General features: G+C 72.5%; 22 protein-coding genes. 6 read left to right on the forward strand and 16 right to left on the reverse strand.

The features are described from left to right. Positions 1–7 precede the first annotated feature (7 nt). The 3 genes from Q7F20_RS05260 to Q7F20_RS05270 all read right to left on the reverse strand — a co-directional run bounded on the left by Q7F20_RS05260 (position 8) and on the right by Q7F20_RS05270 (position 4233). Positions 8–775 (reverse strand): SDR family NAD(P)-dependent oxidoreductase, encoded by a 768-nt coding sequence (locus tag Q7F20_RS05260; RefSeq protein WP_305739063.1) that lies wholly within the window; start codon positions 773–775, stop codon positions 8–10. A gap of 104 nt (positions 776–879) precedes the next feature. Beyond that, positions 880–3390, reverse strand: coding sequence for a glycoside hydrolase family 65 protein (locus Q7F20_RS05265; RefSeq protein ID WP_305739064.1), 2511 nt, complete (start codon positions 3388–3390; stop codon positions 880–882). A 75-nt stretch (positions 3391–3465) separates the two neighbouring features. After that, entirely contained in the window at positions 3466–4233 is a 768-nt protein-coding gene (locus tag Q7F20_RS05270; protein WP_305739065.1) for an HAD family phosphatase, read from the reverse strand. A gap of 202 nt (positions 4234–4435) precedes the next feature. Between Q7F20_RS05270 and Q7F20_RS05275 the strand changes: the two genes are divergently transcribed. Then, positions 4436–5791, forward strand: coding sequence for an APC family permease (locus Q7F20_RS05275; protein WP_305739066.1), 1356 nt, complete (start codon positions 4436–4438; stop codon positions 5789–5791). A gap of 74 nt (positions 5792–5865) precedes the next feature. After that, positions 5866–6309: an NUDIX domain-containing protein gene (locus Q7F20_RS05280; RefSeq protein WP_305739067.1), complete on the forward strand. Its 444-nt coding sequence runs from the start codon at positions 5866–5868 to the stop codon at positions 6307–6309. On the opposite strand, the gene Q7F20_RS05285 is transcribed toward Q7F20_RS05280, so the two are convergent. From Q7F20_RS05285 to hxlB, 4 genes are all read right to left on the reverse strand, one after another. Beyond that, a complete protein-coding gene (locus Q7F20_RS05285) occupies positions 6275–7015 on the reverse strand; it encodes an alpha/beta hydrolase (protein WP_305739068.1) in 741 nt (246 codons plus the stop codon). The genes Q7F20_RS05280 and Q7F20_RS05285 overlap by 35 nt on opposite strands. After that, positions 7012–8100: a bifunctional GNAT family N-acetyltransferase/class I SAM-dependent methyltransferase gene (locus tag Q7F20_RS05290; RefSeq protein WP_305739069.1), complete on the reverse strand. Its 1089-nt coding sequence runs from the start codon at positions 8098–8100 to the stop codon at positions 7012–7014. The genes Q7F20_RS05285 and Q7F20_RS05290 overlap by 4 nt, the downstream gene beginning before the upstream one ends. A gap of 67 nt (positions 8101–8167) precedes the next feature. Next, a complete protein-coding gene (hxlA, locus tag Q7F20_RS05295) occupies positions 8168–8806 on the reverse strand; it encodes a 3-hexulose-6-phosphate synthase (protein ID WP_305739070.1) in 639 nt (212 codons plus the stop codon). Between the two features lie 11 nt (positions 8807–8817). Further along, positions 8818–9378, reverse strand: a complete 561-nt coding sequence (hxlB, locus tag Q7F20_RS05300) for a 6-phospho-3-hexuloisomerase (protein WP_305739071.1) — start codon at positions 9376–9378, stop codon at positions 8818–8820. Positions 9379–9488: 110 nt separating this feature from the next. Here hxlB and Q7F20_RS05305 point away from each other — a divergent pair, with 110 nt between their 5' ends. Beyond that, the gene (locus tag Q7F20_RS05305) at positions 9489–10361 is read left to right on the forward strand and encodes a LuxR C-terminal-related transcriptional regulator (protein ID WP_305739072.1); all 873 of its coding nucleotides are present in this window, start codon (positions 9489–9491) and stop codon (positions 10359–10361) included. Positions 10362–10373: 12 nt separating this feature from the next. Here Q7F20_RS05305 and Q7F20_RS05310 read toward each other — a convergent pair whose 3' ends face one another. The 8 genes from Q7F20_RS05310 to Q7F20_RS05345 all read right to left on the reverse strand — a co-directional run bounded on the left by Q7F20_RS05310 (position 10374) and on the right by Q7F20_RS05345 (position 20019). Then, positions 10374–10919, reverse strand: a complete 546-nt coding sequence (locus Q7F20_RS05310; protein ID WP_305739073.1) for a helix-turn-helix transcriptional regulator — start codon at positions 10917–10919, stop codon at positions 10374–10376. Between the two features lie 112 nt (positions 10920–11031). Further along, on the reverse strand, positions 11032–11730 hold the full coding sequence (locus Q7F20_RS05315; protein WP_305739074.1) for a response regulator: 699 nt from the start codon (positions 11728–11730) through the stop codon (positions 11032–11034). Further along, on the reverse strand, positions 11727–14219 hold the full coding sequence (locus tag Q7F20_RS05320; protein ID WP_305739075.1) for an ATP-binding protein: 2493 nt from the start codon (positions 14217–14219) through the stop codon (positions 11727–11729). Before Q7F20_RS05320 ends, Q7F20_RS05315 begins: the two co-directional genes overlap by 4 nt. Positions 14220–14340: 121 nt before the next feature. After that, positions 14341–14946, reverse strand: coding sequence for a potassium-transporting ATPase subunit KdpC (gene kdpC, locus Q7F20_RS05325; RefSeq protein WP_305739076.1), 606 nt, complete (start codon positions 14944–14946; stop codon positions 14341–14343). Between the two features lie 2 nt (positions 14947–14948). Continuing rightward, a complete protein-coding gene (gene kdpB / locus Q7F20_RS05330) occupies positions 14949–17042 on the reverse strand; it encodes a potassium-transporting ATPase subunit KdpB (RefSeq protein ID WP_305739077.1) in 2094 nt (697 codons plus the stop codon). Between the two features lie 29 nt (positions 17043–17071). Then, on the reverse strand, positions 17072–18757 hold the full coding sequence (gene kdpA, locus Q7F20_RS05335; RefSeq protein WP_305739078.1) for a potassium-transporting ATPase subunit KdpA: 1686 nt from the start codon (positions 18755–18757) through the stop codon (positions 17072–17074). Further along, positions 18757–18846, reverse strand: coding sequence for a K(+)-transporting ATPase subunit F (gene kdpF, locus Q7F20_RS05340; RefSeq protein WP_042724093.1), 90 nt, complete (start codon positions 18844–18846; stop codon positions 18757–18759). The genes kdpA and kdpF overlap by 1 nt, the downstream gene beginning before the upstream one ends. Before the next feature lie 228 nt (positions 18847–19074). Then, positions 19075–20019 (reverse strand): YafY family protein, encoded by a 945-nt coding sequence (locus Q7F20_RS05345; RefSeq protein WP_305739079.1) that lies wholly within the window; start codon positions 20017–20019, stop codon positions 19075–19077. Between the two features lie 61 nt (positions 20020–20080). Between Q7F20_RS05345 and Q7F20_RS05350 the strand changes: the two genes are divergently transcribed. Together Q7F20_RS05350 and Q7F20_RS05355 are read left to right on the forward strand one after the other, a co-directional pair. Further along, on the forward strand, positions 20081–20500 hold the full coding sequence (locus tag Q7F20_RS05350) for a VOC family protein (protein ID WP_305739080.1): 420 nt from the start codon (positions 20081–20083) through the stop codon (positions 20498–20500). Between the two features lie 112 nt (positions 20501–20612). Beyond that, positions 20613–21113: a hypothetical protein gene (locus Q7F20_RS05355; RefSeq protein ID WP_305739081.1), complete on the forward strand. Its 501-nt coding sequence runs from the start codon at positions 20613–20615 to the stop codon at positions 21111–21113. Positions 21114–21121: 8 nt separating this feature from the next. On the opposite strand, the gene Q7F20_RS05360 is transcribed toward Q7F20_RS05355, so the two are convergent. Next, entirely contained in the window at positions 21122–21931 is an 810-nt protein-coding gene (locus tag Q7F20_RS05360) for a putative RNA methyltransferase (protein WP_305739082.1), read from the reverse strand. 89 nt (positions 21932–22020) lie between these two features. Between Q7F20_RS05360 and Q7F20_RS05365 the strand changes: the two genes are divergently transcribed. Then, the gene (locus tag Q7F20_RS05365) at positions 22021–22632 is read left to right on the forward strand and encodes a hypothetical protein (RefSeq protein WP_305739083.1); all 612 of its coding nucleotides are present in this window, start codon (positions 22021–22023) and stop codon (positions 22630–22632) included. Positions 22633–22678: the final 46 nt, after the last annotated feature.

A 22678-nucleotide genomic window follows, 5' to 3' on the forward strand; every position in this document is an offset into this window, starting at 1 on the left:
GCCGTCGTCAGGCCTGCGGCGGCTGCCCGTTGCTCGCGGTGGTGCCACCGTCGACCGGCAGGACCGCCCCGGTGATGAACGACGCCTGGTCGCTCGCCAGGAACAGCACGGCCGCCGCGACCTCGTGCGCACGACCGGCGCGGCCGAGGGCGATCCGCTCCTCGAACTTCTCCTGCAGCTCCTCGTCCTCCGCCTGGTCCTGCGTGAGGTCCGTCCACACGAGCCCGGGCGCCACGGCGTTCACGCGGACGCCGAACTGCCCGTTGTCGAGCGCGGCGGCCTTGGTGAAGTTCGAGACCCCGCCCTTCGCCGCGTTGTAGGGGCTCATCCGCCAGTCCGCGTCCTCGCCGGACACGGACGAGGTGTTGACGATCGACCCCTTCGTGGCACGGAGGAACGGCAGCGCCGCACGCGTGCCGTAGAACACGCTGGACAGGTCGGTCTCGATCACCCGTCGCCACTCCTCGGGGGCGATGTCCGTGATGTCGCCGGAGCTGAACGTCCCGGCGTTGTTCACGAGCACGTCGATGCGGTCGAACCGCTCGACGGCCGCGTCGACGACCCGCTGCCAGTCGGTGGGGCTCGCGGCGTCCGCGTGGAGCGCCACGACCCGGTCGGCCGGCAGGCTGTCGCCGACGGCCCGGACCTTCTCGTCGACGCTGTCGGTCAGGACGACGGACGCCCCCTCGTCGACGAACGCCCGAGCGGTCGCCTCGCCGATGCCGGACCCGGCACCCGTGACGATCGCCACCTTGCCCTCGAACCGGTTGCCCATGGTGTCTCCTCTCGTTGCACGGTCCGTGCCCGGGGAGACGCCATCGGCCCGACGGGGCACGGCGAGCCATGGTGCCCGCGTGCGCCTGGGCGCGTTCGGAGGTGTCAGGCGGTCGTGTCCTCCGGCTCGAGGTCGCGGTCGAGCGAGATGGTCGGGATCGACGCCGTGACGACCGAGCCGTCGGCGCGGAGCGTGCCCTGGATGTCGGCGGTCGTCGGTGCGCGCCCGGTCATCCGCGGGCCCTGGTGCGGCAGCGGCACGACCGTCGGCTCACCGGCGGTGACGTCCCACTGCTGGTTGTGCACCCACGCCGTGAAGCCGGACCCCGTCTCGACCGTGAAGGTCATGGCGTCCTGCTCGAGGTCGACCCGCACGCGCGATCCACGGACCGTCAGTCGGTAGGTGATGCGCTCCCAGTCCTTCGGCAGTCGCGGGTTGAAGGTCATCCGACCGCCGTGGTCCCGCATGCCGCCGAACCCGTTCACGACCGCACCCCAGATGCCACCCGTCGATGCGATGTGCACCCCGTCGGTGGTGTTGCCGTGCAGGTCGGCGAGGTCCACGTACAGCGCCGTCTGGAAGTACTGCAGCGCGAGGTCGTGGTAGCCGACCTCGGCCGCCATGATCGACTGCACGACCGCCGACAGCGTGGAGTCGCCGGTGGTGAGGGCGTCGTAGTAGTCGAAGTCGCGACGCTTCTCGGCGGCGGTGAACTCGTGCCCCTGCAGGAACAGCGCGAGCACGACGTCCGCCTGCTTGAGCACCTGGAACCGGTAGATCACCAGCGGGTGGTAGTGGAGCAGCAACGGCCGCTTGCTCTCGGGGGTGTTGTCGAGGTCCCAGAGTTCCTTGTCGAGGAACTGGGCGTCCTGCGGGTGGATGCCGCGGTGCGGGTCGAACGGGATCTCCATCGACTCGGCCGCGTGCTCCCAGTCGGTGATCTCCTGCGCCTGCAGCCCGGTCCGCCGCACCATGCGGTCGTACTCTTCCGGGTCGTCGACCGCGAGTTCGCGGCAGGCGTTCACCGCGAACCACAGGTTCGCCCGCGCCATCACGTTGGTGTAGAGGTTGTCGTCGACGACCGTCGTGTACTCGTCGGGACCGGTCACACCGTCGATGTGGAACTTCTTGTCGCCGTTGGACCGCCAGAACCCGAGGTCCTCCCACAGGCGGGCGGTCTCGACGAGGATGTCGATCGCACCACGCTTGAGGAACTCGCGGTCGTCCGAGGCGCGAACGTACTGCATGAGCGCGTGGGCGATGTCCGCGTCGATGTGGTACTGCGCGGTGCCGGCTGCGTAGTAGGCGCTGGACTCCTCGCCGTTGATCGTCCGCCACGGGAACAGTGCACCGTGCTGGTTGAGCTCACGGGCGCGGGACCGTGCCGCGTCGAGCATGTTGTAGCGGAACCGCAGGGCGTTCCGGGCGACGATCGGCGCCGTGTAGGACAGGAACGGCAGGACGTAGATCTCCATGTCCCAGAAGTAGTGGCCGCCGTACCCGGAGCCCGTCACGCCCTTGGCCGCGATGCCGTGCCCGTCGGTGCGGGCGGTGGCCTGCGCGAGCATGAACAGGTTCCACCGGACCGCCTGCTGGAGCGCGGGCTGGCCGGCGATCTCGACGTCGCTGCGTGCCCAGAAGTCGTCCATCCACTCGGCCTGCCGCGTGAACGCGGCGTCGACGGACTCGGCACGGGCACGGTCGAGCGTCCGCTCGCACCGATCGGCGAGTTCTCGCGCCGGGACCCCGCGGGAGGTGTGGTAGACCACGTGCTTCGTCAGGCGGATCGGCTGCCCGGCGCGCGCCTGCACGCGGTAGACGTGCTTCGCCAGGTCGTCCTCGATCGACGAGGACTCGTCCCAGCTGTTCTCGGTCTCGAGGTGGTGCTCGACGCCGACGCAGATCGTCATGCCCGAGCTCGCCGCCTGGTACCCGAGCAGCGAACGGCCGCCGGTGCTGCGCTTGAGCTTCGGCTCGAGCACCCGCTCGGTGAACGCCTCGGCCTTGCGCGGGTCGAAGGCGTTCGCTGCCGCACGCATGCCCGCGTGGTACTCGTCCTGCACGTCCTGCCGGTTGAGGATCTGGCTCGACAGCAGGATCGAGGCGTCCGCGTCGAGCACGGTGACCTCGTAGTCAATGACCGCCAGGTGCCGGTCGGTGAACGACACCAGCCGCCTGGACCGGATGAGCACCCGCTTGCCGGAGGGCGTCGACCACTCGGTCTCGCGGAACAGGTACCCACCGCGGAAGTCCAGCCGCCGGGTGTGCCGGAGGATGTCGGCCTCGGCCAGGACGAGCGGCTCGTCGTCGACGTACAGGCGGATCACCTTGGCGTCGGGCGCGTTGATGATGGTCTGCCCGGTCTTCGCGAACCCGAAGGCGTCTTCTGCGTGACGGATCGGCCAGGTCTCGTGGAAGCCGTTGATGTACGTGCCGTACTGCACGCCGCCGCGACCTTCGTCGAGGTTGCCGCGCAGGCCCAGGTAGCCGTTGCCGACGGCGAAGTTCGTCTCGGCCACGCCCTGCTCGTCCGGCGCGTACTCGGTCTCGACGAGGGCCCACTCGTCGATCGGGTAGCGGACGCGGTCCAACGGGTCGGAGGTGATGGGGTTCATGGTGCTCCGTGGGGGAGGAGGTGTTCGTGGGAGGGTCGGGAGGCCTGGAGGCGCGGATCGCCCCGGCCGCCCCGCCTACGTCGTGCTCGTGGCCGGTTCCGGCAGCTGGTCGACGAGTTCGTCGAGGTCGCCGACCACGACGTCCGCCCCGTGGGCTCGGAGCGCGTCGGCACCGGCACCGCGGTCGACACCGACGACGAGCCCGAAGGCGCCGTTGCGGCCGGCCTCGACCCCGCTCGTTGCGTCCTCGACCACGACGCACTCGGCAGCGGTCAGGCCGAACCGGCTCGCCGCGTCGAGGTAGGTGTCGGGCGCGGGCTTGCCGGCCAGGCCGTCCTGGCGGGCGACGAGGCCGTCGACCACCACGGGGAAGCGTTCGAGGATGCCGGCCGTGCGGAGCACCTGCACCGCGTTGGCCGAGCTCGACACGACGGCGACGGAGAGTCCGGCGTCGATCGCGGCGACGAGGAACCGAAGCGAGCCGGGGTAGGGCTCCACCCCGTGCTCGGCCAGTTCGGCCGTGAACTCGGCGTTCTTCCGGTTGCCGAGCCCGCACACCGTGTCGGCGTCCGGCGGGTCGTCCGGGGTGCCCTGCGGCAGGTCGATGCCACGGGACTCGAGCAGGGAGCGCACCCCGTCGTACCGGGGCTTGCCGTCGATGTACGCGAAGTAGTCCTGTTCGGTGTACGGAGCGACGCCGTGCTGGGCGAGGTAGGGCGTGAACAACCGGCTCCACGCGCGCATGTGGACGTCCGCGGTGGGGGTGAGGACGCCGTCCAGGTCGAACAGGAGCGCTCGCTGGTCAGCGAGTCGCGCGGGAGTGCGCCGGTCCGGCGTCGTCATGTGCTGCCCTCCGGGGGACGGGGTCGTCGACGGTGCTTCCGGACGAGTCTAGGACCGCTCCAGGCCCGGCGTTCAGGCGCGCCGGGCCCCGTGGAAAGAGTTCACACACTCGTTCGCTGTGCAGGGGAACCGCGTTCCGTGCACCGACTGGGAGCGCGCCGAGGTCCGTCCCGGGACGCTGGCCGGGACGGAAGGCACCACCATGACCAGCGACACCACCGCTCCGGCACGCGCGCAGGACGGCGACTCCAAGCTCAGGCAGGTCATCACCGGGCCCCTGCTCTACCTGTTCATCCTCGGTGACGTCCTCGGCGCCGGCATCTACGCCCTCATGGGGACGCTGTCGGAGGACGTCGGCGGCGCGCTGTGGGCACCGCTCGTGCTCGCCCTGCTGCTCGCGCTGCTGACCGCCGGCTCCTACGCCGAACTCGTCACGAAGTACCCGAGGGCCGGTGGTGCCGCCGTGTTCGCCGAACGCGCCTACCGGGTTCCGCTGGTGTCGTTCCTCGTCGGCTTCTGCATGCTGGCCGCGGGCGTCACGAGCGCGGCCGGCCTGTCGCTCGCGTTCGCCGGCGACTACCTCGGGACCTTCGTCGACCTGCCGCCCGTCCCCACCGCGATCGTGTTCCTGGCGCTGATCGCCTGCCTGAACGCGCGCGGCATCTCGGACTCGCTCCGGAGCAACGTCGTGATGACGGTCATCGAGGTGTCGGGACTGGTGATCGTGATCGTCGTCGTCGCCGTGATGCTCGGCGGCGGAGGCGGCGACGTGAGCCGCGTCGGCGCGTTCCCGGCGGATGCGAACCCGGCGCTCGCGACCCTGAGCGCCGCCATCGTCGCCTACTACTCGTTCGTCGGCTTCGAGACGAGCGCCAACGTCGCGGAAGAGGTCCGCGAGCCCCGGAAGGTGTACCCGAAGGCGTTGTTCGGCGCGCTGGCCACCGCCGGCGTCGTGTACGTCCTGGTCGGTCTCGCCAGCTCGATCGCCCTCCCCGCTCCGGAGCTCTCCGACTCGAGCGGCCCGCTGCTCGCCGTGGTGTCGGCGTCCGGCGTGCCGATCCCCGACTGGGTGTTCAGCCTGATCGCACTCGTCGCGGTGGCGAACGGTGCGCTGCTCACGATGATCATGTCGAGCCGCGTGACCTACGGCATGGCCGAGCAACGGCTGTTGCCGAGCGTGCTCGGCAGTGTCCTGCCGAAGCGGCGGACCCCCTGGACGGCCATCGTCGCGACGACGGTCGTCGCGATGCTCCTCACCCTGATCGGCGACGTCGGGGTCCTGGCCGAGACCGTCGTGCTCCTCCTGCTGTTCGTCTTCATCAGCACGAACGTCGCCGTGCTCGTGCTCCGCCGGGACCACGTGGCGCACGACCACTTCCGGGTCTGGACGTTCGTGCCGGTGCTCGGCGTCGCCTCCTGCGTGCTGCTGCTCACCCAGCAGAGCGGGCAGGTGTGGCTGTACGCGGGACTGCTGCTGGTGGTCGGCGTCGTGCTGTACGGCATCGCCCGCGCGACGCGCGGCCGTGGTCGCGACCAGCAGCATCCGCGGGCCGACTGACCGCGCGCCTCGCGCCTCCCGTCCGACCGCCAGGAGGCGCGGTTCACCGACACCGGACCGCGTACGGTGGGCGGATGGCCGGTCCTGACCCCCTCCGCGTCCGCGCTGCGGCCGTCGCGGTCCGCGACGACGCGGTGCTGCTCGTCCTGCGGGAGCGGGACGGCCGCCGCTACGCCGTCCTGCCGGGCGGTGGTGTGGAGGTCGGTGAGACGCCGCAGCAGGCCTGTGTCCGCGAACTGCGCGAGGAGACCGGACTCGACGGCGAGGTCCTCGCGCTGCTGCCCGTCGGGCTCGACCGCGAGGCGCCGACCGTGTACCTCCAGGTCGCCGTCGGAGAGGACGCACCCGTGCTCGACCCGACGTCTCCCGAGGGCGCGCGCACGACACCCGGCAACCGGTACCACCCGACATGGGTCCCGCTCGACCGCCTCGAGGACGTCGGCCTCGTGCCGCAGCGGGCCCTCGCGGCCGTCCGGGCAGCGGTCAGCGCAGGCTCGACCCAGCGGGCAGCGCGCTGACCCAGCGTTCCACGGCGGCGGTGATCTGCGATCGCGCGTCGGCGGGGCTGATCGTCGCCGTCCGGTCCCCCGGCTGGTCGCCGTAGGCGCCGAAGGCCGCGTGGTTCGCGCCGTTGATCTCGGTCATCGTCGCGGTCGACGGCAGCAGGTGCCGGGCAGCGTCCACCTTCGCCGGCGTCGAGAGGCCGTCACGTGAGCCCGAGACGCTGAGCACCTGGATGTACGAGCGGCTGATGTCGTTCGCGCAGTAGCTCCCGAGGAGGAGCAGCCCGTCGGCGTCCTTCGCCAGCTGGCAGGCACGGACACCGCCCAGGGAGTGACCGCCGACCGCCCACGACCGGACGTCGGGGGCGTGGGACTCGAACGTCGACAGCGGGCGGGTGTCGAAGAAGGCGAGGTGCAGCGTCGGCTTCGTGATGACGACGGTCGTCCCGCTGGCGACGACCTGCCGGAACGTCGCCATGTACGCGTAGGGGTCGACCTTCGCGCCGGGGATGAACACGATGCCCACACCGTTCGCGGTGCCGGTCGGGGTCATCACCACGGCGTCGCCCGCGTCCCGGACGGCCACACGGTCGTCCCGCCAGACCTGCAGCGCCGCGCTCCGGGTGCCCTGCATGACGATGTTCGCCCAGACGAGGAACACCACCGCGATCAGCACGACAACGGCGACGACCCAGGCGGTCCAGCGGAGTGCTCGGTTCATGGTCTCCCTGCTCCCTGCGGGCGTCGGGCGGTGACGGTGAGCCACCGCTCGTCGGCGCCCGCGCGCGTGGTCTCGCGGACGTCGACGTCGGTCCAGCCGGATCGGCGGACGACCTCGGCCAGGGGCTCGGGCGTCCAGTAGGTGAAGTGCCGGGCGCGGTCGAGCTTCCGGGTGCTCCAGGCCTCGCCCTCGCCGAGCTTCACCGTCGCGGCCAGCACACCGCCGGGGTGCACGGCGTCACGCAGCCGAGCGAGGACTCCCCCGAGGTCACCCCGCTCGACGTGCAGGAGCACGGCGTTCGCGAACACGGCGTCGTACGGGCCGCCGAACGCGTCCGGCCGCACGTCGAGCTGGCGGGCGTCGTGCCCGTCGGCCCGCAGCGCGTCCACGAACGACCGCGCTCCGTCCGTCCGGTCGACGACGAGTCCGGTCGTCTCGAGCGCGAGGGCGTCGCGCCCCGGGCCGGACCCGAGTTCGAGCACCCGCGCCCCGAGCGGGACGAGTGCGAGCAGGTCGTCGACGAGCCCGGCGCGGTGGTCGTCGGTGCGCTCGGCGTAGCGGTCGGCGGCGCGCTCGTAGGCGTCCAGCGTGCGCTCGGCGGCGAGGTCCCGGCGCATCACGATCTCGTGCCGACCGTCGGGCAGCGGGTCTCCGGCGTCCCCGGCCGCGGTGAAGCCACAGCGCTCGTACGTGCGGCGGGCCCCGGTGTTGTCCGGCATCACGGACAGTTCGAGAGTGTGGGCACCGGTGCGGGCCGCCCAGGTCGCGACCGCACGGATGAGCGCGGCGGCGACCCCTCGGCCGCGTGCAGCGGGGTCGACCCACATCGAGATGAGCTCGGCGGTGCCGGGTACGGACCCCGGGACGCCGCCGGCCATGCCGACGACGGAGTCGTCCTCGGCGTGGGCGAGCAGGTCGAGTGCACCGGGGATCGAGAGGCGGGTCCGCCACCGGTGCTCGGGTGCGTCGGCCCAGTCGGCGAGCGTGGAGCCGAAGGCGCCGGGTGCGTCCGCGAGGGCCGCGAGCCGGACCGGGCGCCAGGTCTCCCAGTCGTCCGCCGTCACCCGGCGCAGCGCGATCGTCACGCCCCGACGCTACCGCCCGCGGGCGCGAGCCGACCCTGCCGGGTCGACCCGCGCCTCCTGGACCGGGTCAGACCGCCGCGGCCTCCGAGACGGCCGCACGCAGTTCCGCCGCCGCGGCTGCGACGTCGTCCGCACTGTAGATGGCGCTCCCGGCGACGGCGATGATCGCTCCGGACGCCTGCACGGCCGCGATCGACGACGCGTTCACGCCACCCGCGATCGAGAAGGGGACACCGGACGCCTCGCCGGCCTCGAGCAGCGTGGCGAAGGTGAAGCCCTCCTCGGCCTGCTCGTCGAGCCCCGCGTGCACCTCGACGAACTGCGCGCCGAGGGCGACGACCTCGCGGGCGCGAGCGGCCTTGTCGTCCACGCCGATCAGGTCGACGACGACGCCCTTGCCGTGCTGCTCGGCGGCGGCGACGGCCCCGCGGATGGTGGAGTCGCCGGCGACACCGAGCACCGTGACCAGGTCGGCCCCCGCGGCGAACGCGATGTCCGCCTCGAGCTGGCCGGCGTCCATCGTCTTGAGGTCGGCGAACACGGTCTTGTCCGGGTGCGCCTCTTTCATCGCGGTGATGACGGAGAGGCCGGCGCTCTTGATGAGCGGCGTGCCGAGCTCGAGGACGTCGACGCTCGGAGCGGCCTTCGCGGCGAGGTCGAGCGCGGCCTCGGTGGTGAGGGTGTCGATGGCGAACTGGATCTGCATGGGTGTGCCTTTCACTCGAGGTTGGCGTGGCTGGGCCACAGGTCGTCGGCGGAGCGTCCGCTCCGGGTCCAGAGGGCGTGGAAGAGCGCGTCGCCGAGCAGGACCACGGCCTGCTCGAAGCGGCTGCCCGCGTACTGCTCGGAGGCGCTGCCCGACCGGTCCGTCTTCGTCGCGGCGGGGACGACGAGGGTGACGGCGGCGAGCGCACCGAGCGGCGAGTCGTCGGTCGTCGACACGGCGAGCACGTCGGCGCCGACGTCGACCGCGGTGCGCGCCGCCTGGACGATGCCGGTGGTGGTCCCCGAGCCGCTCGCGACGAGCAGGACGTCTCCCCTCCGGACGGCCGGCGTCGTCACCTCGCCGACGACGTGCACGGCGAGTCCGAGGTGCATGAGCCGCATGGCCGTCATCCGGAGCGCGAGGCCGGAGCGGCCGGCCCCGTGGACGAACACGCGCTCGGCACCGCTGAGCAGGTCGAGCGCGGCGTCGGTGTCGCCCCGCACGGTCTCGGCGAGGTCGGCGGACTCGTGGACGATCAGGGCGAGGGCGTCGGTCACGGTGGCAGCGGGCACGGCTCCGATCGTGGTCCGGGCGCGGGTCCGTCGCCGCTACCCGACACGGCGGGGTTCCCGTCCGATCGGGTGGCCCCACCCGCTCGGGTGGGAGTCGTACGGTTGGTCGCGTGACCGACAGAGCGCGCGACGACGGGACGGCCACCGGGTCGGTCGACCAGGAGGCGCGGCGCGACCCCGCGGGACGCCTCGCCGCCGCCGACCACGCGCGGACGGTCGCGGAGCAGGCGGACCGGCACGCGCTCACCCTCGAGTCCGTGCTCGCCGTGCTCCGGTCGCCGCGGGTCGGCGACGCGGCAGCCCGTGCCGAGGCCGTCGAGATCGCCTCGGCGGCGCTCGTCGACCTCCGGACCGTGACGGACCGGCAGCGCGGAGCCCTGCTCGAACCGGTCACCGGGGCGTTCTCGCGGCTCCGCGCCGACCTCCGTCCGCTCGTCCGGTTCGGCGACCTCGACGTGCAGTTCGTCGAACCGCCCGCGACCGGTCGGGCACTCCCCGGCGACGTCGCCCACAGCGCCCGGGCGATCGTGCGGACGGCGGTGCTCGCCCTGGTGGACGAGGGTGCTGCGCGTCGCGTCCGCATCCAGTGGGACTGCGACGGACGGAACCTGCTCATGCAGCTCCGCGACGACGGAGCCGGAACGCTCGACGCGCACGACGACACGGTGCGGCCGATCGCCGAGCGGGTCGCGGCCCTCGACGGCGACCTGCACGTGGCGTCCACGGCGGGCTGGGGCTCCGTGCTCGACATCGCCATCCCGCTCGACCCGCCGGCGGGGACACCGGTGTCGTCGGAGGCGTCCGACCTCACGCCTCGCGAGCAGGACGTGCTGCGGCTCGTCGCCACCGGGATCGGCAACCGGGAGATCGCCGACGGCCTCGGGATCAGCCCGAACACGGTGAAGTACCACGTGGCGAACCTGCTCCGGAAGCTCGGCGCGCGGACGCGGGCGGAGCTCGCCGCGGTCAGTTCCCGGGCCTGAGGACCGCCGGGGTCAGCCAGCCGGCGGTGTCCGGGTACCCGTCTCGGTACCGCTCGGGGCGCTGTTCCCCGTACCGCGTGCGCTCGTGGTGCTCGCGAGCGGGTACCGGCGGTCGAGTCGCGGCCCGACGACCGAGTCGAGCAGGAAGCGTCCTGCCAGGCGCCCGACGGCCCAGTACCCGCCGACGGCGACGAAGACGAGCGGGGACCAGACCCGGAGCACGACGAGCAGCGCGGTCGCGATGCCGAACCCCACGCCGATCGCGGAGTACAGCGACCAGAAGCCCGCGACCGCCCGGTCGCGAGCCGCCTGGTCGGCCGCCGTCCGCTCGTCGAGCCCACGCACGGCCGGGTCCAGCCCGGACGGCTCCTCGCCGGCGAACAGGTCGCGGACGGGCACCTCCAGCGCACGGGCGAGGGCGCTCAGCGTCTCGAGGCTCGCGTCCTTGCCGCCCTCGAGCCGTTGGACGGTCCGGACGGCGATCCCGCTCGCCTCGGCGAGCCGTTCCTGCGTCCAGCCTCGTTCTCGCCGCAGTGCAGCGATCCGCATCTCGTTCATGCCCCGAGCCTAGGAACCGGACGGGCGAGACCACCACGACAGGGACCCGCCACGTCCCCGACAGCGACCCGTCACGTGCACGACTGCGCTCGTCACGTCCACGACGGGCTCGTCACGCACGCGGGCTGAACCGGTAGCCCATGCCCGACTCGGTCACCAGGTACCGCGGGTGCGCCGGGTCCGGCTCGAGCTTGCGCCGCAGCTGCGCCATGTACAGCCGCAGGTACCCGGAGTCGTTGCCGTGCGACGGACCCCACACCTCGGTGAGGAGCATCTCGCGCGTCATGAGCCGGTCCGGGTTCGTCACGAGGACCTCGAGGAGCCGCCACTCGGTCGGGGTGAGCCGGATCGCGGGACCGGTCGGCGGAGTGACCTGCTTCGCGACGAGGTCGACGACGAGGTCGCCGACCGCCACGGTGGGTGCACCGCCGGCGGACGCGGCGACGGCTGCCTGCCGTCGCCCGAGCGCCCGGAGCCGGGCGAGGAGCTCGTCCATCTGGAACGGCTTCGTCACGTAGTCGTCGGCCCCGGCGTCGAGCGCGTCGACCTTGTCGGACGAGTCGGTGCGGCCGGAGAGCACGAGCACCGGGACCTGCGTCCAGGCCCGGAGCCCCTCGAGCACGCCGATGCCGTCCAGCCGTGGCATCCCGAGGTCGAGCAGGACGAGGTCGGGACGCTCGGTGATCACTGCGTCGAGCGCGGCACGACCGTCACGGGCGGTGACGACGTCGTAGCCGCGGGCCGCGAGGGTGACGGCGAGCGCCCGGACGAGCTGGGCGTCGTCGTCGGCGATGAGGACCTTCGTGCTCACAGGACCGACACCCCCACGTGTCCGGCGATCGGCAGCCGCACGACGACGGTGAGTCCGCCGCCCGGGGTGTCGTCGACCTCGATGGTGCCGCCCATGCCCTCGGTGAACCCGCGGGCCAGCGCCAGTCCGAGTCCGAGTCCGGTGTCGTTGTCGGTGTCGCCGAGGCGCTGGAACGGCTGGAACACCTCGCCGCGGCGGTCCTCCGGGATGCCCGGCCCGTGGTCGGCCACGCGCAGCTCCACCCCGCCGCCGAACGCGCTCGCGGCGATGCGGACCCGGGTGCCCTCGGGGGCGTACCGCACGGCGTTGGCGAGCAGGTTCACGACGACACGCTGCAGCAGGACGGCGTCGGCGAGCACCGGCGGGAGGTCGGCCGGCAGGTCGAGGTCGACGTCGTCCGGACCGAGTTCGAGTTCGTCGAGCGCGGGGGCGACCACCGTCTCGAGGGCGAGCGGCACCGGCCTCACGGCGAGCACCCCGGCCTGCACGCGGCTGACGTCCAGCAGGTCGGCCAACAGCACCGCCAGCTGTCGCAGGCTCTCGTCGGCGGTGGCGAGCAGCGCCTCCCGGTCGTCCGTCGACAACTCGATGTCCGACGCCCGCAGCGTCTGGACGGCCGCCGAGGCGGCTGCGATCGGTCGCCGCACGTCGTGGCCGACGGCCGCGAGGATCGCGCTCCGCACGCGGTCTGCCGCCGCGATGCGCTCGGCGTCGACGGCGGCGCGGGTGAGGTCGCGGTGTTCGACCGCGGCGTCGAGCTGCTGCTCGACGACGCGCAGCAGTCGACGCTGGGTCGGGTCGTCGGGGGCGCCCGCGAACTCGAGGACGGCGCCGGACGGGAGGGACGTGGCCGCGTCCGGCGTCCCGTCGAACACCCCGGACGTGGCCGGCACCTCGTCGCCCTGCCGGATCCGGACGCCGGTGAAGCCGAACGCCTCGCGGGTGCGGTCGAGCAGCGCCTGCAGGGCGTCGTCGCCGCGCAGCACGCTGCCCGCGATGCCCATCAGCAGCCCCGACTCCGCTGCGGCGCGCCGGGCAGCACGGGACCGCCGTGCCGAACGGTCCACGACGAAGCTCACGAGCACGGCACTGATGACGTACATGACCAGGGCGACCAGGTGCCACGGCTGCTGCACCGTGACCATGTGCAGGGGTTGCACGAAGAAGAAGTCCAGGCTCAGCCCGGACAGCACGGCGGCGAAGACGGCCGGCCACATCCCGCCGACGAGCGCCACCACGAGCACGAGCAGCTGGTAGGCGAGCACGTCCACGGTGATCGAGTCGGGGTCGGTGCTGAACGACAGCAACCAGGTCAGCAGCGGCCCGGCGACGAGCGAGAGCGCGAAGGCGGCGACGATGCGCCCGCGGGACAGGCTGCCGCCGAGCTTCGGCAGGGCGAAGCCGCCGCCGGCGCGCTCGTGGGTGACGACGTGGACGTCGATGTCGCCGGACTCACGGATGACGGTGTTGCCGATGCCCGGACCGGTCATCGCCGCCGCGATGCGACTGCGACGGCTCACACCGATGACGATCTGCGTGGCGTCGATCGACTTCGCGAACCGCACCAGGGTCGTTGGCACATCGTCGCCGACCACCTGGTGGTACGTCCCGCCGAGCTGTTCGAGCAGGGCGCGCTGCTTCCCGAGCGCTCCCGGGTGGCGCTCGCGGAGGCCGTCGTTCGTCGTGACGTGCACCGCCGCGAGCTCGCCGCCGGCACTCCGCGCGGCGATCCGGGCACCCCGGCGCAGCAGTGTCTCCCCCTCGGGGCCGCCGGTCAGTGCGACGAGGACGCGTTCCCGGGTCTCCCACCGGTGGTCGATGCCGTGCTCGGCTCGGTAGGCCTTGAGCGCGTCGTCGACCTCGTCGGCGAGCCAGAGCAGGGCGATCTCGCGGAGGGCGGTGAGGTTGCCGAGCCGGAAGTAGTTCGACAGTGCCGCGTCGATCCGGCTCGCCGGGTAGACGAGCCCGTCCGACAGCCGCTCGCGCAGCGCCGCGGGGGCGAGGTCCACCACCTCGATCTGGTCCGCCTGGCGCACCACGGCGTCCGGCACGGTCTCGCGCTGGACGGTGCCGGTGATCTCGCGGACGACGTCGCCGAGGGACTGCATGTGCTGGATGTTCACGGTGCTCACGACGGAGATCCCGGCGGCGAGCAGGTCCTCGACGTCCTGCCACCGCTTCTCGTGGCGGCCGTCGGGGGCGTTCGTGTGGGCGAGTTCGTCGACGAGGGCGATGTCGGGCCGGCGCGCGAGGACGGCGTCGAGGTCCATGTCGTCGAGCGTCACGCCGCGGTGCTCGACGATCCGGCGCGGCACGACCTCGAGGCCGTGCACGAGCGCGGCGGTGGCGGCGCGCTCGTGGGTCTCGACGACGGCGACGACCACGTCGCGCCCCTCGGCGCGCAGTCGGTGCCCTTCTTCGAGCATCGTGAACGTCTTGCCGACACCGGGCGCCGCACCGAGCAGGACCCGTAGCTTCCCGCGCTTCACGTGCCCATCCTCTCGCGTCCGAGCGGTGCAGGCAGCGCCCGCACGACCGAAGTCCGTCCGGACCGCGGTTCCGCGCGGTTCGAGGTGACTCCGGTCGTGCGGGAGCGATCCGCGCCACGGGTCACGCCGACGCCTTCGCGAGCGCCAGGTTCAGCTCGAGGACGTTGACGACGGGCTCGCCGAGGAACCCGAGCTGCCGAGCCTCGGTGTGCTGTTCCACGAGCGTCCGGACGGCCGACTCGGACATCCCCCGCGCCGACGCCACCCGGGCGACCTGTTGCATCGCGTACTCGGGGCTGATGTCCGGGTCGAGGCCGGAGCCCGACGCGGTGACCGCGTCCGCGGGGACCTCGCTGACGGGGACGCCGTCGGCCTTCGCGATCGCCTCCTGACGCTCCTGGATCGCCTTGACGAGGTCGGGGTTGTTCGGCCCGAGGTTCGACCCGCTCGATGCGTTCGCGTCGTAGCCCTTCTCGCCCGCGGCACTCGGACGGGACTGGAACCACCGGGCTGCGGAGGGCCCGTCGAACGATTGACCGATCAGGGAGGACCCGACGACCTTCCCGTCAGAGGACGTGACCATCGAGCCGTCGGCCTGGTCGTGGAAGGCCGCCTGGCCGACACCCCACACCGCGAGCGGGTAGGCGACGCCCAGGACGACGGTGCAGAGGAGGGTGAGGCGGACGGCCACACCGGCGGAACGGAAGGTTGTACGTGCAGAAGCCATGACTAGAACCCCGGGATGAGACCGACGACGAGGTCGATCAGCTTGATGCCGATGAAGGGGACGACCACGCCGCCGAGCCCGTAGAGGAGCAGGTTGCGGCCGAGGATCGACGAGGCCGATGCAGCGCGGTACGTGACGCCGCGCAGCGACAGCGGGATGAGCGCCACGATGACGAGCGCGTTGAAGATCACGGCCGACAGGATCGCGGACGACGGGCTGTGCAGGCCCATGACGTTCAGCGCCGCGAGCCCCGGGAACGCCAGCTGGAACATAACCGGGATGATCGCGAAGTACTTCGCGACGTCGTTGGCGATCGAGAACGTGGTGAGCGCGCCGCGGGTGATGAGCAGCTGCTTGCCGATCCGGACGACGTCGATGAGCTTGGTCGGGTCGGAGTCGAGGTCGACCATGTTGCCCGCCTCCTTCGCCGCCGTCGTGCCGGTGTTCATCGCGACGCCGACGTCCGCCTGCGCCAGGGCCGGGGCGTCGTTCGTGCCGTCGCCGGTCATCGCGACGAGGTTGCCGCCCTCCTGCTCCTTGCGGATGAGGGCGAGCTTGTCCTCGGGGGTGGCCTCGGCGAGGAAGTCGTCGACGCCGGCCTCGGCGGCGATGGCCTTCGCGGTGCGCGGGTTGTCGCCCGTGATCATGACCGTCCGGATGCCCATCTCGCGGAGCTGCGCGAACCGCGCGGACATGCCGTCCTTCACGACGTCCTTGAGGTGCACGACGCCGAGCAGGTCGACGGCGCCACCGGGCGCGCGGCGGGCGACGACGAGCGGGGTGCCGCCCTGGTCGGAGACCTCGGCCACGGTGGCGTCGATCGCGGCGGTGACGGCCGGGTCGGCTGCCCCGGCCCACAGGAGCACCGCAGCCGCAGCACCCTTCCGGACCTCCGTGCCGTCGGTCAGGTCGAGGCCGGACATGCGGGTCTGCGCGGTGAAGGGCACCTCGACCGCTCCGGTCGGCTTCAGGGTCGTGACGCCGGAGGACTCCGCCAGCTCGACGATCGAGCGACCCTCGGGCGTGCTGTCCGCGGCCGACGACAGCGCCGCAGCCTCCATGAGCTCCGGCTCGGTGACACCGGGCACCGGCACGACGCGGGACGCCCGGCGGTTGCCGTACGTGATCGTGCCGGTCTTGTCGAGCAGCAGGGTCGTGATGTCACCGGCTGCCTCGACCGCACGGCCGGACATCGCGAGCACGTTGTGCTGCACGAGGCGGTCCATGCCGGCGATGCCGATGGCCGAGAGCAGCGCCCCGATGGTGGTCGGGATGAGGCAGACGAGCAGGGCGATGAGCACCGGGATGCTCACGGTCGCGCCGACCAGACCGGCGATGGGCTGCATCGTGAGGCACACGATCACGAAGACGATCGACAGCGACGCGAGCAGGATGTTCAGCGCGATCTCGTTCGGCGTCTTCTGGCGTGCGGCGCCCTCGACGAGCCGGATCATCCGGTCGATGAAGGTCTCACCGGGGGTCGACGTGATGCGCACGACGATCCGGTCCGAGAGCACCCGGGTGCCGCCGGTGACGGCACTCCGGTCGCCGCCGGACTCGCGGATGACCGGAGCGGACTCACCCGTCACGGCCGACTCGTCGACGGACGCGATGCCGTCGACGACGTCGCCGTCACCCGGGATCACCTCGCCGGCGACCACCACGACGACGTCGCCCTTGGCGAGGTCGACGGACGCGACCTCCTCGGTCGCGTTGCGGGTGGCGGCCGGGTCCGCGGTGTCGTACCCGAGCACCCGCCGCGCGGTCGTGGTCGACCGCGTCTTGCGGAGGGTGTCGGCCTGCGCCTTGCCGCGGCCCTCGGCCACGGACTCCGCCAGGTTCGCGAAGCCCACCGTCAGCCAGAGCCACACGGCGATCGCGACGGTGAAGGCGGACGGCTCGACGAACAGCGAGACGGTGGTGAGCGCGGCGCCGACCTCGACGATGAACATGACGGGGTTGCGCCACATGAGACGCGGGTCGAGCTTGCGCAGGGCACCCGGCAGACCCGCCGCCAGCTGGCGGGGTCCGAAGGCGGACGAGGTGGTCGGCCTGGAGGCGCTGGTCGCCTCGGGCGCGGAGGTCGCGGTGGTCATGGAGTTGTCCTTGGACGTCGACGGGGCGTTCATCGAGCGAGCGCTTCTGCGAGGGGTCCCAGTGCGAGCACCGGGAAGTAGGTGAGGGCGGTGACGATGACGGCCACGCCCCCGAGGAGGCCGATGAACAGCGGCCGGTGGGTGGGCAGCGTGCCGGCGGTCGCGGGCACCTTGTCCTGCTGGGCGAGGGAGCCGGCGAGCGCCAGCACGAGCGCGATCGGCAGGAAGCGTCCGAGGAGCATCACGACGCCGAGCGCGGAGTTCATCCACGTGGTGTTCGCGGTGAGGCCGCCGAACGCGGACCCGTTGTTGTTCGCGCCGGACGTGAAGGCGTAGAGCAGCTCGGACAGGCCGTGGTTGCCCGGGTTGAAGATGCTCGTCCCGGTCACCTGCTCCTTGACCCCCGGGATCACGAGGGACAACCCCGTGGCGAGCAGGACGAGCGTCGGGGTCACGAGGATGTAGAGCGCGGCGAAGGTCATCTCGCGGGCGCGGATCTTCTTGCCGAGGTACTCCGGGGTGCGACCGACGAGGAGCCCGCCGATGAACACCGTGATGACGGCGAGCACGAGCATGCCGTACAGCCCGGAGCCGACGCCGCCGGGGCTGATCTCGCCCAGCATCATGTTGAGCAGCGCCATCATCCCGCCGATCGGCGTGAAGCTGTCGAACATGCCGTTGACCGCACCGGTCGAGGTGGCCGTCGAGGTCGTGCCGAAGAGCGTCGTGCCGAGGATCCCGAACCGGACCTCCTTGCCCTCCATGGCCGCACCGGCGGCGTGCGTGGCCGCGCCGGCTCCGGCGAGCTCGAACGCCGACATGACCGAGAGCGACACGAGGAAGATCGCGCCCATGACGGCGAGGATCGCGTAGCCCTGGCGGTCGTCGCCGACGAGGCGCCCGAACGTGCGGGGCAGCGAGAACGGGATGACGAGCATGAGGAAGACCTCGACGAGGCTCGTCCACGCCTGCGGGTTCTCGAACGGGTGCGCGGAGTTCGCGTTGAAGTACCCGCCGCCGTTCGTCCCGAGCTCCTTGATCGCCTCCTGCGACGCGACGAAGCCGTCCGGGACGTGCTGTGCGCCCCCGGCCAGCGTCGTGACGTCGACGCCGGCACCCCAGGACTGGATGACACCGCCGGCCACGAGGACGATCGCGAAGACGAACGCACCGGGGAGCAGGAGTCGGACGGTGCCGCGGACGACGTCCACCCAGACGTTGCCGAGCGTGTCGGACCTCCGCCGGGCGAACCCGCGGACGAGCGCCACGGCGACGGCGAGGCCCACCGCGGCGGACAGGAAGTTCTGCACCGCGAGGCCGGCCATCTGGACGCTGTAGCCGACGGTCGCCTCGGGTGAGTACGACTGCCAGTTGGTGTTCGAGACGAAGGACGCCGCCGTGTTGAAGGCGAGCGACGGTCCGACGTTCGGCAGTCCGAGGTCCCCCGGCAGCACGACCTGGATCCGCTGCAGGAGGTACACGAGCAGGAGCCCGACGACGCTGAAGAGCAGCACGCCGCGCAGGTAGGCGGGCCAGGACTGCTCCGCGTCGGGGTCGACACCGATGACGCGGTAGACCCCGCGCTCGACGCGGGTGTGCCGGACGGGCGTGTAGACGCTCGCCATCCAGTCACCGACGGGTCGGTAGCAGACCACGAGGAGCAGGACGAGGAGCGCGACCTGGGCGATGCCGGCCCACGTGTCCCCGGTGCTCATCAGAACTTCTCCGGCCGGACGAGCGCCCAGACCAGGTAGACGACAGCGGCGACGCCGAGGACGGCGGCGGCGATGGTGATGCCGATCACAGCCGCTCGACCCCCTTGGCGATGAGGGCGACCACGCCGAACACGGCGAGGACACCGGCGACGACGAACACGTCGAACACTTGGGACTCCGTAGGTTGCACGGGCCCGGCACCGGGTGGTGCGGACCGGCACCACGTGTGGTGCCGAACCGATGGTGGATCCGCAGCCGCGCCTCCTGGGCCGTCCTGACGGTTCCCTAACGCGCTCCGCACACACGCATGCGCGTCGCTAACGCGCCGTGGCCCTCCGGAGCCGCTCGGCGAGCACGGCCGTCGCTGCACGGAGTTCGTCGGGCCCTTCGACGGTGAACTGCGCGGTGGTGCCGGCGAACGCCGCCGCGAGGCCGTCCCACGACCAGGAGCCGCGCGTGAGGCGGCACCGTTCCGGTCCGAGCGGCTCGAGCACGGCGTCGTCGGGGAGGTACGGCGCGATGGTGTCGGCCGGCACCTCGAGGACGGCGGTGCCGGTGCACGGCCAGACGTCCGCGCGGTCCGACCCCTTGAACCGCGCGGCCACGAACGCTGCCGGATCACCGCCCGGTACGTGACGCGGTGGGAACCGCACGCGCGTCCGCATCCGCGGGGTGATGCGGTCGACTCGGTGCGTGCGCCAGTCCGCGCGGTCGAGGTCCCAGTCGAGCAGGTACCAGCGGCCGTCCCGAGCGACCACCGCGTGCGGCTCGACGCGGTGGAGCGTCTCGTCAGGGCCGTACCCGAAGCGGAGCACCTCGCCGAGGTGGACCGCCTCGCTCACGGCGGCCAGGACCTCCGGGTCGACGCGGGTGCGTCCGGGCGACGTGACCGCGTCGATCGCGTCGACCCGTGCGCGCAGACGCGCGGGCATCACCTGTCGCACCGTCGCGAGCGCCCGGGCGGCCGATTCGGCGATGTCCGCGCCGGTGGCGGGTGCCACGGCCAGCGCGATGGCGATCGCGACCGCCTGGCCGTCGTCGAACAGCAGCGGTGGCAGGTCCGCACCCGCCTCCAGTCGGTAGCCCCCTGCCGGGCCGCGCAGCGCCTCGACGCGGTAGCCGAGGCCGCGGAGCCGGTCCACGTCCCGACGGAGCGTGCGTGGGCTGACCTCGAGCCGTCCGGCGAGCTCGTCACCCGGCCAGTCCCGGTGCACCTGCAGCAGTGAGAGCAGCGCGAGCATGCGCGAGGACGGTCCGGACATGTCCCCAGTATCGATCGAGAAGCGGACAGGATCTGACCGCAACACCTCCGATGCTGGTCGCATGAGCATCGAAACCACAACCCACCTCAACTTCGACGGACAGGCCCGCGCGGCCCTCGACTTCTACGCCTCGGTCTTCGGCGGACAGGTCGCGTCCATGACCTACGGCGCGATGGGCGCCTCGGACGAGCCCGCCTGGGCCGACCGCATCGTCTTCGGCCAGGTCGCCACCGACGCCGGGCTGCGGGTGATGGCCTTCGACGTCTGGCCGGGACAGCCGTACGACCAGGGCACGAACGCCTTCTACGTGTACGTGCACGGCGACGACGCTGCCGAGATCGAGCGGTACTGGGCGGGGTTGTCCGAGGGTGCCGAGATCCGGCAGCCGCTCGGCCCGTCGGCCTGGGCACCGCTCGCCGGGCAGCTCCGCGACCGCTTCGGCGTGGTCTGGGCACTCGACGTCGAGGGGTCGCAGGGCTGACACCGGAGGCTGCGCGGGGCCGTACGGCTCCGCGTAGCCGCCGCCCTGGTGACCGCGCCTCCGGATTCCGATCCACTTCTCCACGAAATCCGGCCCCCGGTAGCGTGCTGGGATGCCCGAGTTCCGACCCATGCCCGGCTACGACCTCGGCAACGGGTGGGTGGCCGCTCGCCGCCGCGACCGGTTCGGCCGCGCCCGGCGCTGGGTCGGCCCGCCGGTCGCGCTCCTCGCCGTCGTCACGGCCGTCCTGCTCTTCCGCTGGTACGCCGGCGTCGCCGACCAGGTCGAGTGGGAGTGTGCGGTGTCCTCGTGCGGGACGAACGATCCGCGGTCCTTCGCTCCGGAGGGGTGCTGGGCGCTCCTCGTGCTGGCCTGGCTCGGCGTCGGTCGCCTGCCGGGTCGCTGGTGGTGGCGCGCTGGACTGCTGCTCGCGTTCGCCCTCGTCGCCGCGTGGTCGATCGACTGGTGGCGGATGCCGGGGATGGACCTCGGCCTGTTCGTGACCCCGATCGGCGCGGGTGGTGTCGGCGCCGTGCTGCTGCTCGCGCGGACCGGGATCGCGATCGACCGCTCTCGCGGGCGAGCCCACACCGCTCGGCGGCGGGCGCGGTGACCGGGCGGTCAGCGCGTGGGACTCCACGTGCTGACCGTCACGGCAGCGGTGACGCTCGTCGGCGCGAACACCTGCTCCGGGTCGACATGGTGGTGACTCGGCCCCATGTGCACCACGTCGTGGACGTCCTCGGCGGACAGCTCCATCGTCCACGTGCGGTCCTCGGCCGAGCGCTGCTCGAACGCGGGCGCCAGGGATTCGTGCAGCCGCCGTTCCTTCTCGGGGTCCACCGTGATGGTCGCCTCGGCCAGCTCCGCAAGGTGTCCGGTGCGCGGTGTCACCACGACGAGGAGCCCTTCGGGGTGCAGCACCCGCGCGTACTCCCTCTGGTTGCGCGGCGCGAACACGTCCAGCACGACGGCGGCGGCGCCGTCGACGACCGGGAGGCGCTCGGTCACGTCCCCGACGACGGCCCCCGCACGCTCGTGGATGCGAGCGGCGCGTCGGATCGCGACCGCGGACAGGTCGAGTGCGACCCCGAGCCGCGGGACGGCCTCGAGCGCGTGCGCGAGGTACGTGCCCGGACCGGACCCGACGTCGAGGACGACACCGGGCACGTCCAAGGAAGCGACCGCTCGGGCGACGGCGCGCTCCACCGGCGCGTAGTGCCCCCGCCCGAGGAAGCGGAGCCGGGCGTCGACCATCTCCGGGGTGTCCGCCGTCAACGCCCGACGCTTCGCGGGCAGGAGCGTGAGGTGCCCCTGCTTGGCCTCGTCGAACCGGTGACCGTTCGCGCAGCCGACCTGACCGCCGACCACGCGGCCGAGAGGCTCGGCGCAGACGGGGCAGGCGAGCACGGGGAGCAGGTCGTCACGCACCGGCCCAGCGTACGGGGCCTCGCTGGCCTGGCCGGACCGGCGCGGTCGACGGCGGGTTCTCCGTCCACTGACCCCGGTACGGTCGGGGCATGGCCGTCATCCACCGCGCAGAACTCCGTCCGTCGAAGCTCGAGGCGCTCGCCGCCTGGCTGCCGGGCCAGCCCTGGAGCGGCGTGTCCGCCGGCGACGACCTCGCGATCGCCGGGAGGTTCCGGTTCGACGACCCCGCCGGCGAGGTCGGCGTCGAGACGATCCTCGTGCGCACCTCGGACGACCGGGTGCTCCAGGCGCCGTTGACCTACCGCGGCGGACCGCTCGACGGCGCCGAGGCCTTCCTCGTGACCGAGATGGACCACTCGGTACTCGGACGCCGATGGGTCTACGACGCCGTCGGCGACCCGGTGTACGCCGACGTGCTCCGTCGGGCGATCGCCACGGGCGGGCACGAGGCCACCCTCGAGCGCGCCGACGGTTCCGGGGCGTGGGACGCCGAGGGGACGGCCCAGGGCAGCGGATCCGACACCGACTCCCCCGCCGTGGCTGCCGCCGCAGCGCAGACCGCCGGGGACCTGACCTCCGTCCGCACCGACCACGGCACGCTCGTCGTCGCCCGGGTCATCGGAGCGGAACTGCCCGCGGGCCGCACGCTCTCCGGCACCTGGGCCGGCGGGACCGGCGTGCTCGCCGCCCTGGTGCCCTGAACCGGACCACCTGACCGTCGGGACGTCCGTGGCGGGGCCGAGCCGC

Origin of the sequence: Curtobacterium sp. A7_M15 (assembly GCF_030705415.1) — a bacterium.
Classification (GTDB): Bacteria; Actinomycetota; Actinomycetes; order Actinomycetales; family Microbacteriaceae; genus Curtobacterium.